At 39.5% G+C, this 15239-nt stretch carries 19 protein-coding genes and 1 pseudogene; 16 read left to right on the forward strand and 4 right to left on the reverse strand.

Translation table 11 applies throughout. The features are described from left to right. Positions 1-129: 129 nt before the first annotated feature. The 6 genes from GN217_RS13575 (at position 130) to GN217_RS13600 (ending at position 5693) form a co-directional block, all read left to right on the forward strand. Positions 130-1050, forward strand: coding sequence for a S66 peptidase family protein (locus tag GN217_RS13575; protein WP_156857199.1), 921 nt, complete (start codon positions 130-132; stop codon positions 1048-1050). Between the two features lie 171 nt (positions 1051-1221). Continuing rightward, complete coding sequence (locus tag GN217_RS13580) at positions 1222-2232, forward strand: ABC transporter ATP-binding protein (protein WP_156857200.1); 1011 nt, start codon at positions 1222-1224, stop codon at positions 2230-2232. Positions 2233-2857: 625 nt separating this feature from the next. Then, positions 2858-3403, forward strand: coding sequence for a histidine phosphatase family protein (locus tag GN217_RS13585; protein WP_156857201.1), 546 nt, complete (start codon positions 2858-2860; stop codon positions 3401-3403). Between the two features lie 32 nt (positions 3404-3435). After that, the gene (locus GN217_RS13590; RefSeq protein ID WP_198042666.1) at positions 3436-4275 is read left to right on the forward strand and encodes an ABC transporter ATP-binding protein; all 840 of its coding nucleotides are present in this window, start codon (positions 3436-3438) and stop codon (positions 4273-4275) included. Between the two features lie 33 nt (positions 4276-4308). Beyond that, entirely contained in the window at positions 4309-5013 is a 705-nt protein-coding gene (locus GN217_RS13595; protein WP_156857203.1) for a hypothetical protein, read from the forward strand. A gap of 107 nt (positions 5014-5120) precedes the next feature. Next, the gene (locus tag GN217_RS13600) at positions 5121-5693 is read left to right on the forward strand and encodes a DUF6434 domain-containing protein (RefSeq protein ID WP_156857204.1); all 573 of its coding nucleotides are present in this window, start codon (positions 5121-5123) and stop codon (positions 5691-5693) included. 66 nt (positions 5694-5759) lie between these two features. On the opposite strand, the gene GN217_RS13605 is transcribed toward GN217_RS13600, so the two are convergent. The 3 genes from GN217_RS13605 to GN217_RS13615 form a co-directional block, all read right to left on the reverse strand. After that, positions 5760-6008: a hexameric tyrosine-coordinated heme protein gene (locus GN217_RS13605; RefSeq protein WP_156857205.1), complete on the reverse strand. Its 249-nt coding sequence runs from the start codon at positions 6006-6008 to the stop codon at positions 5760-5762. 75 nt (positions 6009-6083) lie between these two features. Continuing rightward, complete coding sequence (locus tag GN217_RS13610) at positions 6084-6398, reverse strand: DMT family transporter (RefSeq protein ID WP_156857206.1); 315 nt, start codon at positions 6396-6398, stop codon at positions 6084-6086. 1 nt (position 6399) lies between these two features. Further along, a complete protein-coding gene (locus GN217_RS13615) occupies positions 6400-6756 on the reverse strand; it encodes a DMT family transporter (protein WP_156857207.1) in 357 nt (118 codons plus the stop codon). A 109-nt stretch (positions 6757-6865) separates the two neighbouring features. Here GN217_RS13615 and GN217_RS13620 point away from each other — a divergent pair, with 109 nt between their 5' ends. The 6 genes and pseudogenes from GN217_RS13620 (at position 6866) to nadX (ending at position 9893) form a co-directional block, all read left to right on the forward strand. Next, positions 6866-7432, forward strand: coding sequence for a DUF4256 domain-containing protein (locus GN217_RS13620; RefSeq protein ID WP_156857208.1), 567 nt, complete (start codon positions 6866-6868; stop codon positions 7430-7432). Between the two features lie 7 nt (positions 7433-7439). Next, positions 7440-7656: pseudogene (locus tag GN217_RS19545) on the forward strand (IS91 family transposase); the annotation flags it as partial. Continuing rightward, on the forward strand, positions 7646-7822 hold the full coding sequence (locus tag GN217_RS19550) for a hypothetical protein (protein ID WP_483310468.1): 177 nt from the start codon (positions 7646-7648) through the stop codon (positions 7820-7822). The pseudogene GN217_RS19545 and the gene GN217_RS19550, both read left to right, overlap by 11 nt. 138 nt (positions 7823-7960) lie before the next feature. Then, positions 7961-8290: a PadR family transcriptional regulator gene (locus GN217_RS13630; RefSeq protein WP_198042670.1), complete on the forward strand. Its 330-nt coding sequence runs from the start codon at positions 7961-7963 to the stop codon at positions 8288-8290. Then, entirely contained in the window at positions 8274-9029 is a 756-nt protein-coding gene (locus GN217_RS13635; RefSeq protein WP_198042667.1) for a DUF1129 family protein, read from the forward strand. The genes GN217_RS13630 and GN217_RS13635 overlap by 17 nt, the downstream gene beginning before the upstream one ends. 87 nt (positions 9030-9116) lie before the next feature. Continuing rightward, positions 9117-9893 carry an aspartate dehydrogenase gene (nadX, locus tag GN217_RS13640; protein ID WP_156857212.1) on the forward strand — a complete coding sequence of 259 codons (777 nt, stop codon included), beginning with the start codon at positions 9117-9119 and terminating at the stop codon, positions 9891-9893. A 466-nt stretch (positions 9894-10359) separates the two neighbouring features. On the opposite strand, the gene GN217_RS13645 is transcribed toward nadX, so the two are convergent. Continuing rightward, entirely contained in the window at positions 10360-10701 is a 342-nt protein-coding gene (locus tag GN217_RS13645) for a hypothetical protein (RefSeq protein ID WP_156857213.1), read from the reverse strand. A gap of 169 nt (positions 10702-10870) precedes the next feature. Here GN217_RS13645 and GN217_RS13650 point away from each other — a divergent pair, with 169 nt between their 5' ends. The 4 genes from GN217_RS13650 to GN217_RS13665 all read left to right on the forward strand — a co-directional run bounded on the left by GN217_RS13650 (position 10871) and on the right by GN217_RS13665 (position 15060). Further along, positions 10871-11383 carry a GNAT family N-acetyltransferase gene (locus GN217_RS13650; RefSeq protein WP_198042668.1) on the forward strand — a complete coding sequence of 171 codons (513 nt, stop codon included), beginning with the start codon at positions 10871-10873 and terminating at the stop codon, positions 11381-11383. A gap of 117 nt (positions 11384-11500) precedes the next feature. Further along, a complete protein-coding gene (locus tag GN217_RS13655) occupies positions 11501-12250 on the forward strand; it encodes a DeoR/GlpR family DNA-binding transcription regulator (RefSeq protein WP_156857214.1) in 750 nt (249 codons plus the stop codon). Then, entirely contained in the window at positions 12247-13149 is a 903-nt protein-coding gene (gene pfkB / locus GN217_RS13660; RefSeq protein ID WP_156857215.1) for a 1-phosphofructokinase, read from the forward strand. Before GN217_RS13655 ends, pfkB begins: the two co-directional genes overlap by 4 nt. A gap of 15 nt (positions 13150-13164) precedes the next feature. Further along, positions 13165-15060, forward strand: a complete 1896-nt coding sequence (locus tag GN217_RS13665; protein WP_156857216.1) for a PTS fructose transporter subunit IIABC — start codon at positions 13165-13167, stop codon at positions 15058-15060. Positions 15061-15239 lie beyond the last annotated feature (179 nt).

A 15239-nucleotide genomic window follows, 5' to 3' on the forward strand; every position in this document is an offset into this window, starting at 1 on the left:
TCAGTATTCCTCTATCACTTTTCACGGTATGAAAACGCATTCCTACCCTGAAATCGATATCCTACAAGACAATAGAAATGTTTTAAATAAATAAAATCCGCCCTTAATTCTATAGAAAGAAGGTATACTATGCTACGGCCAAAAGCGTTACAAAAAGGTGATACCATTGGAATTATCGCCCCGGCAAGTCCGCCAAATATGAAGCGCCTAGGAAAAGCGATCCCTTTTTTCACAAATCTCGGTCTTCGGGTGAAGGTAGGGAGAAATATTGCAAAAGTATCCGGTTATTTAGCTGGAACAGATGAGGAGCGGTTAGCTGACTTTCATGACATGACAGCCGATGAGGAAGTAAAAGCAATTATCTTTGCCCGCGGTGGCTATGGTACTCCAAGACTTGCTTCATCCCTTGACTATGATTTACTAGCACAACATCCTAAAATTATCTGGGGCTACAGTGATATTACGTACTTACATGTAGCGATCCAACAAAAAACGGGACTCATCACATTTCATGGTCCAATGCCTGCTTCTGATTTAGCATCACCAGATATTGATGAGCAAACCCTTGCATCCTTGTCACAGCTATTTGAACCGACCAGCCTGCAATATAGCGAGGAAGTCTCACCGCTAGAAGTTCTCGCAGAAGGGGAGGCAAGTGGGAATTTGGTCGGTGGGAACCTAACGCTACTCACCAGCACCTTAGGGACCCCTTATGAAATCGATACAGCTGGGAAAATTTTACTTATAGAAGATGTGAATGAACCGCCCTACCGGATTGACTCCATGCTGAATCAATTAAAAGTCGCTGGTAAACTCACCCAAGCTGCTGGAGTGGTTGTTGGCTCCTTTACTCAAGTAAAATCAAATACGAAACCATCTTGCAATCTAGAAGACATTCTCTCCCATTATTTAAGTGATTTGTCCGCCCCAGTAATGAGTGGATTTGCAATAGGGCATTGTTCCCCGAACATTGGTATTCCGCTAGGTGTTCCAGCAACGATGAATACCCAAACGAAAACATTATCAATGATGCCCGGAGTCATAAAGTGAACCTTCATTCAGTGGGGGATTCTTTCCCTCCCCACTAAATGTTAGTTCAACAGAATCAGGTATTTACGGACTGTATATCCCCCACCTTGACATCTTGGTTTACCCTCTTGTTTAAAGGCGGGAGTATTACAGACCGTTAATACGTGAAAAAAATTGAGAGGGGGAGTAGCGATGGCAGAAGAGAAAATATTAGAAATTAAAAATTTGAAGAAACATTTCAGCCTCGGTAAAAATCGCATTCTGAAAGCAGTTGATGATGTAACTTTTCATATAAATAAAGGAGAAACATTTGGACTAGTCGGTGAATCGGGCTGTGGGAAATCAACAATCGGGCGGACAATTATGGGACTTTATCAGAAGACGGCAGGCGATGTATTATTCGGTAATAGCAATGTACATGAATTAACGGAAAAAGAATTATTTATACTGCGCCGGCAAATGCAAATGATATTCCAAGATCCTTATGCATCCTTAAACCCACGCTCAACCGTGCGGGAAATTATCTCTGAACCGATGGAAGTCCATCAATTGTATAAAAGAAAGAGAGAACAAAATGAAAAGGTGTATCAATTGCTGGAAGTGGTTGGCTTGAACCGTGAGCATGCCAATCGTTACCCCCATGAGTTTAGTGGTGGACAGCGCCAACGAATTGGTATCGCTCGGGCTCTTGCATTAGATCCAGACTTCATTATCGCTGATGAGCCGATTTCAGCACTTGATGTTTCTGTGCAAGCTCAAGTTGTGAATCTGTTAAAACAACTGCAGGAAGAGAAAGGGCTTACTTTCCTGTTTATCGCCCACGACCTTTCCATGGTGAAGCAAATTTCTGACCGGATTGGGGTCATGTATTTAGGACGTTTAGTAGAACTGACAAGTAGTAAAACACTTTATGAACAACCGCTTCATCCTTATACACAAGCTTTATTATCCGCTATTCCTATACCCGACCCGGATGTAGAAGCGTCCCGAGAACGAATTATTTTGCGGGGAGAACTTCCGAGTCCGATTAACCCTCCAAGTGGCTGTGTTTTCCGTACGCGTTGTCCGTTTGCAATGGAGATTTGCAAAAAGAAAAAGCCAAGTTGGAAGGAAGTGGACGATAACCATTTTGTTGCATGTCACTTGTTCAATAATGAGATGAAAAATGAAAAGGCGAAGGTGCCGACTGTGAATATACAATAGATTTTTGGGTGGAGATGGAACAACCCCCCTGTGAACCCAGGGGGTTTGTTTTCCTTTCAATTCATCTCTTTTATGTTTTTCTTCATTTCAATCACTTGGTTTCTAGAAATCACCATTCATCCCAGTTGCTAAAAGCTTATGAGCTATTTTGGTTGATGCCTCTTTGGTTTTATTATTTTCCTGTCCGCTTCCTTCGTTCTCCGCTCAAGCTGATGCTCTCTTTGTTCTACTTCTTGTTTTATCCGATCTACTTCATGCTTGGTCTTCTCTATCCCCTTTTTGGTCTGTTCTACCTCATTTTTTCCCGCTGAGTAGCTTCTTCACCTAAAATATTGTTTGAATCGCGATTCATATGCAAGCGATTCTTCCGGGGTCATACTTAGCGCCTCCCAGTTTTGAAATGCATGGTTTAAAGTGTCAACTCTTGTCTGTCTAGCAATAGGATATCACATCCAAACGATTGCAACGGGCTTCCCATTAAGGATTTCATTTTTCTCTGTTTGACCCACTTTTAATATTCGTGTAGAGTTATTGGAAAATAGAAACATACCATTGATCGTAGGAAGGGGAGCAGGTGACATTCATTGTTCATGTGCTCGAGGATTCTCATGAAAGGTGAACCACGATGAATAAAAATATTTATGTCATAAGGCACTGTGAAGCAACCGGACAGGAGCCTGATGCAAGCTTAACGGAAAAGGGTTTCTTGCAGGCGGAAGAATTGTGTAACTTTTTAACGGATATAAGAGTAGATAAAATAGTTTCCAGTCCCTATTTACGAGCTGTTCAAACAATCGAGCCGTTTGCGGAAAATCATCAATTAAAAATCGAGACAGATCATCGGTTAAAAGAACGAGTATTGAGTTCGCAGTTTTTTCCCGATTGGCAAGTTAAACTTGAAGCCGCGTACCAAAACATGGATTTGAAATATGAAGGGGGAGAGTCTGGAAATGAAGCGATGCGCCGGATTGTAGAGGTTGTAGAAGAAATGCTTAGCAGTAACTTTGAAAATATGGTACTTGTGGGGCACGGTGGTATTATCTCTTTGCTATTGCATTATTACGATGAAACATTCGGTTTTGAACAATGGAAAGAACTCTCAAATCCTGATGTATTTCTCTTAAGTATAATGAAAGATAAACTCCAATACAAGCGCATATGGAATGAATAGAGAAGGTGATGGAATTGGATGAGGGAAGTAATATGCTAGTTGAACTTAGAAATATCGGTAAAACCTATGATAGGAAAAATGTTTTACATGATATTTCATTAACTATCGATAAACAACAGATTATTGCTATACTAGGTGGAAATGGGGTTGGAAAGAGTACGCTATTACGAATCATGGCGGGAATTGAAAGGCCTTCTACAGGGAAGATAATTTTTCAAAACAAAAAAGTTAACATTGGGTATGGCCCTGAGAGATTTCCAAAGAATATTCGTTTTACTCCTGGAGAGTATTTAAATTATGTTGGCAAGATTAGTGGAATGCCTGAATCCATTATCAAAAAGTCTATACCGGAATTGCTTGAACGTTTTAAACTGGAACAATTCAATAGTCAATGGGTGATGAGTTTATCGAAAGGGAACATTCAAAAAGTTGGAATTATCCAAGTCATTATGCAACGACCGGACCTGTTGATTCTTGATGAACCACTTTCAGGACTTGATTCCCTCGCTCAGCAAGAATTACTCAAGATCATCAAAGAGTTTAAAAAGGAAGGTACTACGATTCTACTTACCTATCATGAATCCAATTTATTTGAGAAAGTGATTGATACTACATACCATGTGAAAAATGGATTGCTTACAAAAGCGATCGAAATTACAAACGAGCCTATCAAGCTAGTGGAAGTAGAATACCTGGATAATTCTCATGTGAAAAAGTGGAAGGAAGTAATTAACGTAGAGAAAAAGGAAGATAAACTGTTACTCTATGTCCATGCGAAAGACAGTGATAAAGTGTTGTATCGAATACTTCAATTACAAGCAAGTATTCAACGTGTCGTACCGGTACAAACGCAAGAAAATGCTGAACGATGACATTTGCTTCCGTCAATTTAAGGAGAGGTTCGGTTGAAAAATTTAATAAAATATACGTTACATGATTATATTCGGTCTCATAAATACTTCCCGCCTATTTCAACTTTTATGATTTTAATTTTTGTGTTTTATACCTATACACCTAATCCGATTATCGACAGTTATGCAGTAACAGCAGTAATTCTATATATCATATCTGCATGGGTTTGTTTAAGCATTTTACAACTTGATCCACCTGTTCAAAGACAATTGATGGCCATTCAAGTAAGAAGTTGGAATCGTTATTATGTATCAAAGCTAATCTCTGCTGTTATAATTTCCAGCATCCTTTCGGTTTATGCTTTGTTATATCCAATTGTCTTTAACATGTTTAGTGAACCGGTAACCTTAACAATTGGGCTAGTTTCTTTTGCTAATTACCTTATTTTGGGTATTTTAGGGGTTAGTCTTGCAAGCCTATTTAGTAAAGTAATTATGAAAAGCGCAATTAATTCTTTTGGTGGGCTTACTCTAACTATCGTATTATCTCTAGCAGCTATTGGAGTTGAGCGTGTCTTACCTTCATTTTTGAAAAATGTTCTATGGGTTATGCCTCCTGCAACGATTACACAAACACCATTATTGAAGTGGGATGGCGGTTATATCTATGATCTTGCACGATTTCCTTTTATTTGGGTTATTATTTATTCATTTATAATCATTTTCTTATTTTTGCAGTTAGCAAAGCGGTTGCGCTAGGGCGACCTAATATATTAAACACTCCAAATTAAAAAGGAAATTATGAAATTTGACTAACGGGAACGTATGCTCTAATATGTTGTTAAGCATATTTGGAGGTGATGTTTTTGAAGCCCAGTTTAACGAAAGAGATTAGTGTCCAAAGCTTTAAAGATTTCTATTGGTTAAAAGAAGAATTACAAATATTTTGTAGAGAGAATGGATTAAGTCCTTCTGGTTCCAAAATAGAGATTTCTGATAGAATCGAAACCTATCTTTTAACAGGAAAGAAAATAAAACCTGCTAAGAGTTCAAAAACTACTAAGAAAGTGGCATCGCAAGTGGAATTAAGTCTTGATACAGTCATTACAGAAAACCATCGTTGTAGTCAACATGTGCGAACTTTTTTTAAAACTGTTATACCAACGTTTCACTTTTCAACTTACATACAAAACTATTTTAAGAACAATGTTGGAAAAACGTATCGGGATGCAGTAAATGCTTGGTATGAGGAAGAAGAACGAAAGAAAGACCCTGCGTACAAGAAAAAAATCGCACCTCAATTTGAGTATAATCAATTTATCCGTGACTTTTTTGCTGATCCGAATAATAAAGGAAAAAGCCGTAAAAAAGCGGTTGAAGCCTGGAATAAAATTAAGAGACTTCCTGGAAGCAACAAGTATAAGCCAAAAAATTATTAGATTCATATCTCAATATAAAAAGGAAGTACCTCCAAACAAAAGAGAAACTTCCTTTAAAATAACCCTCTAAAAATGTACCTTTGTACTTGATTTCCAGTAGTCATTCGCAGCGGCAACCGTTTGATAATGAATCGCAATCACCTCGGAAGCGGCGATAAGATTATCTGGATTTCTTGAATACTTTGGACGTATCTTTTTTCGGATGCTTTCAGATGGCTGGGTATATTCAATCCCTTTTTGGGCCAGTAAGATTGCTAATTCGAACCCTTCCTGGGGCGTGTTTGTTTTTAAGCTTTTTAGCCATTTCTTCTTCATAAGCTCCCAACTCCTATTCTCGTGATAATTACCCAATATAGCTTATTAAGTTGAGAAGCTCTTTGTTCCTACCATTTAAGAAACCAACCTTAAACCGACAGCGCCACTAATAATGCATAGTAGAAAAAGAACCCGCTTTAAATTCATCGCTTCTTTAAAAAACGTAACCCCCATGATTACTGCACCTGTTGCCCCAAGTCCCGTCAAAATCGCATAGGCTGTTCCGAGTGGAATGTCACGCATGGCAAGTCCGAGGAAATAAAAGCCAAGGGAAAAGCACACAACTAGTACGAGGAGCCAACTCCATGCTCTCTTTTTTAAATACATATTAATACTTGCCACTCCGAAGATTTCACCGAAGCTTGCAAGAAATAAATAAAACCAAGCCATTTTACACGTCACCTTCCTTTGCTGCAAGCGAATCATCGGATCGATCCTTTTCATCTGTCGTTAATTGAATACCGACAACACCAATGATGATGAGTAAAATAAAGAAACCTTTTCCTAGTGTAAATGCCTCTCCCAAAAAGGAGAAGTCAATGATTGCAATCGCGGCAGCCCCGGAACCTGTAAAGGTGGCGTAGACCGAACCTGACGGTAGCACTTCACACGCTTTGATCACAAAGTAAAAGCTAAAAATAATTGCAATCACTGTCCCTGTCCACATCCAGAAGTTATCCGAGTACTTTAAACCAAGCACCCATACTACTTCAATAATTGCAGCGAATAAAACATATATCCATCCCATGCTAGGGAACCTCCTTTAATCAAAAGCAATTACTACTATCTTAACGACAGAATAGGGGAAAAGTCTATCAAATCAGTTTCTAGTCGGATATAATGTTTTATAAAGAAGGATGAGCGAAAGGAGTATGAACATGGTGAACAACGAAAAAGAACAGCTTCTCCATACATTGGAAGAACGTTTTAAAGCGAATATGCATCGACACGAGAATTTAGATTGGGAAGAAATAGCTGCAAAGTTGCAGAAGCTACCTGAAAAATTAAAATCCCTAGAGCAAATGGAAGCGACAGGGGGAGAGCCGGATGTCATGGGGTACGATGAGACTACAGAGGAGTTTATTTTCTGCGATTTCTCGAAAGAAAGCCCTAAAGGTCGCAGGAGTGTTTGTTATGATCGCGAGGCACTGGAATCCCGGAAAAAGTACCCACCAAAAACGAGTGTTATGGACATGGCAGAAGAGATGGGCATTGAGTTATTAACTGAAGAGCAATACCGCCAATTACAAGAGCTTGAGGCAGTTGATCAGAAAACATCAAGTTGGGTGAAGACCCCAGCATCGATTCGTGAACGTGGTGGGGCGATATTTTGTGATTACCGGTATGGTCAAGTGTTTGTTTACCATAATGGAGCAGATTCTTATTATGGATCTCGCGGGTTTCGAGGATTGCTCCGCGTCTGATTGAAACGATCCGCTTGTGTGCCCTCATTCATTGCGGCAATTCCTAATAGATAGAAGAAGTGTGTCTCGATAGCATTGAGAAAAGAAGCAAGGAGTTATTTAGAAAGGTTGTTTCACTATCGCACAGACCAACAAACGACGCAAAAAAGGAAGAAGAAAAAAGGAACCGACCACTTACGTCCGAAGAAGACATACGTCAACTATCATTGTTTAATGTGTCATGAAGAAGAAAAGATTCCGTATAACGTAGTAGAAGAGTTTGATTTGATGGATGGTGGAGATCCAACTACTCCATCAAGATTCAACTGTGAAAAATGTGGTGGAGAGATGTATCCAGAGTACTATAGAGGGATGCATGGATATGAATATAAATTATCTGATGCTCTCTAGCCATGGCAAATGGAAAAGGACCGGGCGTGGTTTTCGCCCGGTTTTTCTTATAAAAACTATCTTGCAATACACTATATTGTATAGTAATATAGTGATAACAAATCAATTGAGGTGACGTTATTGTCTACTACAACACAAATGTTGAAGGGATTATTGGAGGGGAGTCTGCTTGCTTTAATCGCAAAAGGGGAGACTTATGGTTATGAAATGACGGAGAAATTGCAGGAACATAACTTTGCTGTAGTAAGTGAAGGCAGTATTTATCCGGTTCTCATGCGGCTGCAGAAAAATAATTTTGTGACTTCTGTTTTAAGAAAGTCGCCTAACGGGCCAAAACGAAAGTATTATTCGATTACGGACGAAGGGTTGGAAGAGTTGGAACGATTTAAGGAACATTGGGAAAGGCTTTCCATGGGGGTCTTTTCGTTACTTAAAGAAGGGGAGGATGGGAATGACGATGTTGTCTAAGGAAGCTGAGCAATTTATTATCGAACTGAGAATGTATTTGCTCTCAAAAGGAAAAAATGAAAAGGAAATGGATGAAATTATCGTTGAGCTGGAAGATCACCTTGTGCAAGCTGAAGCTGAAGGGAAAAGTGTCAAGGACATTACAGGGGATTCGCCAAAGGAATATATGAAAAGTATTGGAGAGGAATTAGGTTTTGATGCCAGGCAATTTATCATATTAGCACCAATGTCAGTTTTACTGATCCTTGCTTTTCTTATGTTTACACCAGCCTTATGGGGAGATTTTACATTATCCAAGATTGGGCTATGGGGGATGGGGATTGCTACAATTCTGTCATTCGCTCTTTATGGATTTTTATTTGTAAAGGTTTTACCGAGATTTTTTCATTCAAAAGGATTTTACATTATTGCTGGACTTGCTTATCTGATTGTATTTGGTATCTTTATCATCGTAGAGTTTCTGGATAAAAATCCTTTTTTCATCGCAACGCCAATGCAAAATAATTTAATCGTAATCGGTTGCATCATTATCTTCATCAGTTGGGCTTTCTATGCAAAAACATGGATTACCATTCTTGTTCCATTCTTTTTGTCATGGGGGCCAATCGCAGAGCGACTCATTCCAGCGCATATGAACAAAGATCCCGTTTTTATTACACTCGCAATTACTCTATTTGTCATCATCACAGCAGCAGTAATGTATTTCATCTACCGCAGCAGCAAGAAGAAGGAAATGTAGGTGGGACAGGGGGAGCAGAGCAACTGTCCCAGATAAAAAAGAATGTCAGTGACAGAAATTATCGTATCCCATTAAAGGAGGAGCTCCATGAATATCGGTTTAATTGGTGCCGGGGCCATTGCGAACTTTTTATTAAAAGAAATCAATCATGCTAGTCATGAGGAACACAGAATAACGAGTGTTTACGTGCGAGACAGAGAAAAATATCAGAGATTGGAAGCTGAATTTGACGTGAAGCTTTATACCGATTTTGATACTTTCTTGGAATCGGGCATTGATCTAGTTGTGGAAGCGGCGAACGTGGAGGCTGTACGAAATCTGATCCCAGCAACGATACGAAAGAAGGATGCTGTCTTAATCAGTATTGGCGCACTTGTTGATGAAGCACTCTTAACCGAACTTACCAAGCTTGCGAGTAAGCATAATCATGTCATCCACTTACCATCTGGTGCAATCGGCGGTCTTGATTTACTGCAAAATGCTAGCGCTCTGGAAACGGTGAAGAATATTTCGCTAACGACAAGAAAGCCAGCCCATTCCCTAATAGATGGGGTCATAACAGAGGAAAAGACAGTCTTTGAAGGGCAAGCAGCAGATGCAATCAAACAATTTCCTAAAAATATCAATGTCTCGATTGTTCTCTCCCTTGCCGGTTTAGGAATAGAGCAGACGATGGTGCGCATTATTGCTGATCCACATATTGATAAAAATATCCACCAGATCGAAATGGCCGGGGACTTTGGGGAGGCAACCTTTACTATTCATAACAAGCCACTACCATCCAATCCGAAAACGAGTTATTTGGCAGCGCTGAGTATATTAGGGACCTTGGAAAGGCTCGGTAAGAATATAAGAATTGGTTGAGTGCACGTATGAATCAACATTCATTGAGGGAATAAAAGTACCCTCAATGAATGAAATTTCATTTATCTCGGTGGACGATTCTGCGGATATTTTTTGTCATCTTTCATCGCGTTTAATTCCTCTTTACTCTTGTTCTTTTTCTTTTTACCTTTACTCATTTGAATCACTCCTTTTATCATTTATTTTGCGCTAATACAAACTTTCAATTCATGTGAAAAAATACTGCAGTTTAAAATTTTTTTCAGCATAAACTTAAACGAGAAAATGAAATAAATGAGGAAACAAAAAATATATAAGCACGAGCGCGGATTGAAAATGAGGATTATAGTGCCATAAAGTAAATGTTCATCCAAACGGTCATTTTTTAATTAGAAAAATTACAGACCCCTTCCCATCTCCACTGTTTTGTAAAACTGAGGAAATAGGAGGGGACTGCTTATTATAGGGATTGTGCAGCATGAGTGGCTTATATCTGTTGCTGCTCGAAGATTTGACGTAGTTTCTTTTCGTGTTGGGCATTTTTGCTTAATAGATAGTCCACGTTTTCATTTGTTTCATTTAATTCTGTACGGATTCCATCTACCTTTTTTCCAAGCTCGGTAATTTGATGGTCAACACGTGAAAAGCCTTTGTCCATCTTAGATTCCAGCTCTATTTTCATGTTATCCATTTTGGACTCAAGCTCTGTTTTCATGTTATCCATTTTAGAATCAAGCTCTGTTTTCAAGCCATCCATTTTTTCATCAATATGTTGTGCATGAAGCTTGAATGCATGTAGTATTTCTTTTAAAACAGTTTCTTGTTCCATCCTTTTTTCACCTCCCTTGTACGATAATTATAGAGGATTTCTAGTTATTTTGAAAGAGTTGATATTTGTTTCGAAGCTGTCTCATAAAGCGAATATAATTTGATTGTAATGCTTATGTAGTTGTATATACTTAAGGAAAATATTTAATTATAAAGGGAGGAAGGGTTCATTGTCATTCACCATCCGCAAAATGAAGCTATCTGATATTTCAAGCGTTCAAGCAATCGCGAAAAAGACATGGAATGCAACCTATGAAGAAATTATTCCATCGGCAATTCAGGAAAAATTCTTAAATGCTGCCTATAGTGATGCAAGTATGGAGCACCGTGTGATTAATTCCTTGTTGCTCGTAGCTGAAGTAGAAGGGAAAGTAGTTGGATTTGCCAATTATTCTCCAGCAGACTCAGATGGTAAAGCTGAACTTGGAGCAATTTATATTGATCCCGCAAATCAAGGATCAGGAATCGGAACGGCTTTCCTGAAAGAAGGGATTAGTCGGTTGGAAGGGGTAAAAGAAGTCTACATAAATGTAGAAAGAGATAATGAAATCGGACACACATTTTATAATGCAAAAGGTTTTCAAGTAGTCGATGTGTTCGATGATGATTTTGACGGGCATATATTAAAGACTCTTCGCATGGTACTAGATACGGAATTATTTTTAGCAGATGGTGCATCTTAAATAATAGAACATGAATTATAGGTGTTAAAAAGTCATTCCATCATACATGATGAATGGCTTTTTATGATTGATTATGACTGTTTTTGATGGTATTATAAGGGTGATGGAGGGATTGTTATGTTAACCGAGGAGAGGCATTCTTTTATACTGAAACAACTAAAGGAAAATAATATTGTAAAGTCCCAAGCGTTAATGAATGAACTCCAATGTTCAGAATCAACGATCAGAAGAGACTTAAGCGAGTTGGAAAGTAAAGGGCTTCTTACACGTATTCATGGGGGAGCAAGAAGTACCTATCAGTTGGAGGAAGAGTTATCTGTTTCGGAAAAATCATCCAAAAACATTCAAGAAAAACAAACCATTTCCAAATTGGCTGCCTCACTCGTGAAAGAAAATGATGTGATTTATATAGATGCAGGTACAACAACACTAGCAATGATTAACTTTTTAACAGCTAAAAACATTACCGTCGTGACGAATGGGGTTGCCCATGCTTCCCTGCTTGCGGATAAAGAAATACAGGCTTTCTTGCTTGGCGGAAGAGTAAAATATTCTACTAAAGCGGTTATCGGGACTGATAGCTTGCGGGATTTGAAAAGCTATCAATTTAACAAAGCCTTTCTAGGCACGAATGGAATACATTTGGAATATGGCTACACGACACCAGACCCGGATGAGGCTGCACTCAAAAAAACCGCTATAACTCAATCCGCAATGGCTTATATGTTAGCGGACGATTCAAAGTGGGAGAAGGTGACATTCTCCAAGGTCGGTGATATCGAGGAAGCAACTATTATTACAAATAGGACGGATCGTTCTTTAACAAATTATCAGGAAAAAACAACTATATTGGAGGCGGAGCAATGATCTATACGGTGACGTTGAATCCATCCATTGATTATATCGTGCAATTGGAGCAAGTGAATATAGGCGAATTGAATTATATGGATGGGGATTTCAAGCTTCCCGGTGGAAAAGGAATCAATGTGTCGCGCATATTACATGAATTAAACATGGACACAAAGGCACTTGGATTTATAGGTGGTTTTACAGGTGATTTTATTTCGGAATGGCTTAAACGTGACGGGATTGCCGCAGACTTTACAAAAATTGCAGGCGATACACGGATTAATATCAAATTAAAAACGAATCCGGAAACAGAAATTAATGGCAAAGGGCCCGTCATTCAACCCGAAGAGGCTGAAAAATTAATGGCAAAGCTTAAAGCGATTTCTTCTGATGATATCGTTATTTTATCGGGAAGCAAGTCCCCCTCTCTGCCGGATGACTTTTATGAAAAAATCATTCGAGAAATCAATGCCCAATTTGTAATCGATACAACTGGAGATGATTTGCAAAAGTCTTTAGCTTACAATCCACTGCTCGTTAAACCGAATTTACAAGAGTTGGAGCAATTATATTCCGTTAAGTTGACGGAGGAGCAGGACATAATTGAAACAGGGAAAAAATTAATCGATGCAGGTGCTCGTCATGCAATCGTTTCTATGGGTGCAGATGGAGCATTATTATTTACAGAAGATGCGGTTTATAAAGGAATCAGTCCCAAAGGGGAATTGAAAAACTCTGTTGGGGCGGGAGATTCCATGGTTGCAGGCTTCATCGGAGAAAATGTAAAGACAAATGATATCGTTCAAGCCTTTAAAATGGGACTTGCTGCTGGAAGTGCAACAGCGTTTTCCTATGATTTAGCGAAAGCAGATGAAATAAATGCTTTAATTAATCAAACTACTGTAACAAAACTTTAAAAAGGAGTGAGGAAGATGCAAGTGATCGATTTGCTGCGAAAAGATATTATGATTATGGACTTGCAGGCACAGGAAAAGGAATCCGTCATTGATGAAATGATAAAGAGCCTGGAAGCTCACGGGGTCGTAAATGATTTTGCTTCTTTTAAAGAGGCTATTTTAGCAAGAGAAGCTCAAACATCTACTGGACTCGGTGATGGGATTGCAATGCCTCATGCCCGGCATCAAGCGGTGAAAGAACCGACCGTATTATTTGCGAAAAGCAAATCAGGGGTTGAATTTGAATCGTTGGACGGCCAGCCGACGTATCTATTTTTTATGATAGCGGTGCCGGATGGCGAGGACGATACGCATTTGCAAACATTAGCAGCCCTTTCCCGGAAGTTAATTGACCCGGATTTTGTGGAAAAGCTAAAGCAAGTTACAACACCAGATGAAGTTCAAGATCTCTTTAGCAAAGCAGAGGGTGATGAAGCGGAAGAAAAAGAGGAAACTACAGAATCTGATAAAACAGAAGTCACCCAGGAAGAAAAACCATTCATCGTAGCGGTTACGGCTTGTCCGACTGGAATAGCCCATACGTACATGGCAGAGGATGCGCTGAAACAAAAAGCGGCCGAAATGAATGTAAATATTCGGGTAGAGACAAACGGTTCGGACGGTGCAAAACATAAATTGACGGATGAGGAAATCGAGCGGGCGGATGCGGTGATTATCGCTGCTAGTAAAAAAGTGGAGATGGACCGATTCCACGGAAAACCGCTACTCGACCGATCTGTCAGTGACGGAATTAGTAAAGCAGAAGAACTGATTACAAAAGCGGTTAAGAAGGATGCTCCGATTTATCATTCATCCGATGGAGGAGAAAAAGCTGAAAATAACACAGCCAAGACATCAGCGGGATCTATCTGGAATAAGATCTACAAGGACTTGATGAACGGAATTTCCCACATGCTTCCATTTGTTGTTGGCGGCGGAATTTTGATGGCAATTTCCTTTTTAGTTGAACGTTTTGTTGGGGATGAAAGTCAGATATTCCTATTCTTAAATGGAGTCGGTGGAAGTGCTTTTGACTTCCTCATCCCGATCTTTGCCGGATTTATCGCAATGAGTATTGCAGACCGGCCTGGATTAATGCCAGGTGTTGTCGGCGGATTAATGGCGGTTCAAAGTGATGCCGGGTTTATTGGCGGACTCGTTGCCGGTTTCTTGGCAGGTTATGTAATTGTATTTCTAAAAAGGGCATTCCGAGGATTACCCAAGTCTCTCGACGGATTAAAATCAATTCTTTTTTATCCTGTTGTCGGATTATTTATTACAGGACTTTTAATGTATTTCATCATCGGTCCAGTTTTCTCCACCGTTAATCATGCGATGCTTGATTTTCTGCAAAATCTTGGCACAGGAAATGCTGTTCTGCTTGGTGCCTTGCTCGGTGGAATGATGGCGATTGATATGGGTGGACCGTTTAATAAAGCAGCCTATGCTTTTTCAATTGGAATCTTCACCGATACAGGTGATGGCAGTTTGATGGCTGCTGTCATGGCTGGCGGAATGGTCCCACCACTCGCGATTGCGCTCGCTTCGACGTTCTTTAAAAATAAATTTACCGATCAGGAACGGAAGTCAGGGATGACCAACTATGTAATGGGGATTTCCTTTATTACAGAGGGAGCAATTCCTTTTGCAGCGGCCGATCCCCTACGCGTAATTGGCTCATCTGTTTTAGGTGCGGCAATTGCAGGCGGACTGACTCAAGCTTGGAATAGCGCGATACCTGCCCCACATGGAGGATTATTCGTTGCCCCACTTGCGGAACATCCTTGGTTCTTTATACTGTCGCTTATTATCGGCATGGTTGTTGCGGGAATAGTACTAGGATTATGGAAAAAACCTGTTGAAGAAAAATAAATAGAGACACTTAAAATGTCGATATGCTCCCCATATAGTAGACGGAGAAATAATTATGTTCTCTGTTACTGGATGGGGAGTTTTTTAACCACAAAACGGTTAGAATTCCTAGTCTATTTCAAACAACCAAAGCAAGATTTCAAATAAAATAAGGAGCATAGTATAGAAAACCGAATAAT

It is taken from the genome of Oceanobacillus sp. AG, assembly GCF_009746545.1.
Taxonomy (GTDB): Bacteria; Bacillota; Bacilli; order Bacillales; family Amphibacillaceae; genus Oceanobacillus; species Oceanobacillus indicireducens.

Excerpts from the sequence above, each read along its gene's own strand:
- GN217_RS13665 (WP_156857216.1), top strand. The coding sequence starts at position 13,165 with ATGCAAGTGATCGATTTGCTGCGAAAAGATATTATGATTATGGACTTG.
- GN217_RS13645 (WP_156857213.1), bottom strand. The coding sequence starts at position 10,701 with ATGGAACAAGAAACTGTTTTAAAAGAAATACTACATGCATTCAAGCTT.
- GN217_RS19550 (WP_483310468.1), top strand. The coding sequence starts at position 7,646 with ATGTGTCATGAAGAAGAAAAGATTCCGTATAACGTAGTAGAAGAGTTT.
- GN217_RS13630 (WP_198042670.1), top strand. The coding sequence starts at position 7,961 with ATGTTGAAGGGATTATTGGAGGGGAGTCTGCTTGCTTTAATCGCAAAA.
- GN217_RS13585 (WP_156857201.1), top strand. The coding sequence starts at position 2,858 with ATGAATAAAAATATTTATGTCATAAGGCACTGTGAAGCAACCGGACAG.
- GN217_RS13580 (WP_156857200.1), top strand. The coding sequence starts at position 1,222 with ATGGCAGAAGAGAAAATATTAGAAATTAAAAATTTGAAGAAACATTTC.
- nadX (WP_156857212.1), top strand. The coding sequence starts at position 9,117 with ATGAATATCGGTTTAATTGGTGCCGGGGCCATTGCGAACTTTTTATTA.
- GN217_RS13620 (WP_156857208.1), top strand. The coding sequence starts at position 6,866 with ATGAGCGAAAGGAGTATGAACATGGTGAACAACGAAAAAGAACAGCTT.
- GN217_RS13610 (WP_156857206.1), bottom strand. The coding sequence starts at position 6,398 with ATGGCTTGGTTTTATTTATTTCTTGCAAGCTTCGGTGAAATCTTCGGA.
- GN217_RS13635 (WP_198042667.1), top strand. The coding sequence starts at position 8,274 with ATGACGATGTTGTCTAAGGAAGCTGAGCAATTTATTATCGAACTGAGA.
- GN217_RS13615 (WP_156857207.1), bottom strand. The coding sequence starts at position 6,756 with ATGGGATGGATATATGTTTTATTCGCTGCAATTATTGAAGTAGTATGG.
- pfkB (WP_156857215.1), top strand. The coding sequence starts at position 12,247 with ATGATCTATACGGTGACGTTGAATCCATCCATTGATTATATCGTGCAA.
- GN217_RS13655 (WP_156857214.1), top strand. The coding sequence starts at position 11,501 with ATGTTAACCGAGGAGAGGCATTCTTTTATACTGAAACAACTAAAGGAA.
- GN217_RS13605 (WP_156857205.1), bottom strand. The coding sequence starts at position 6,008 with ATGAAGAAGAAATGGCTAAAAAGCTTAAAAACAAACACGCCCCAGGAA.
- GN217_RS13590 (WP_198042666.1), top strand. The coding sequence starts at position 3,436 with ATGCTAGTTGAACTTAGAAATATCGGTAAAACCTATGATAGGAAAAAT.
- GN217_RS13575 (WP_156857199.1), top strand. The coding sequence starts at position 130 with ATGCTACGGCCAAAAGCGTTACAAAAAGGTGATACCATTGGAATTATC.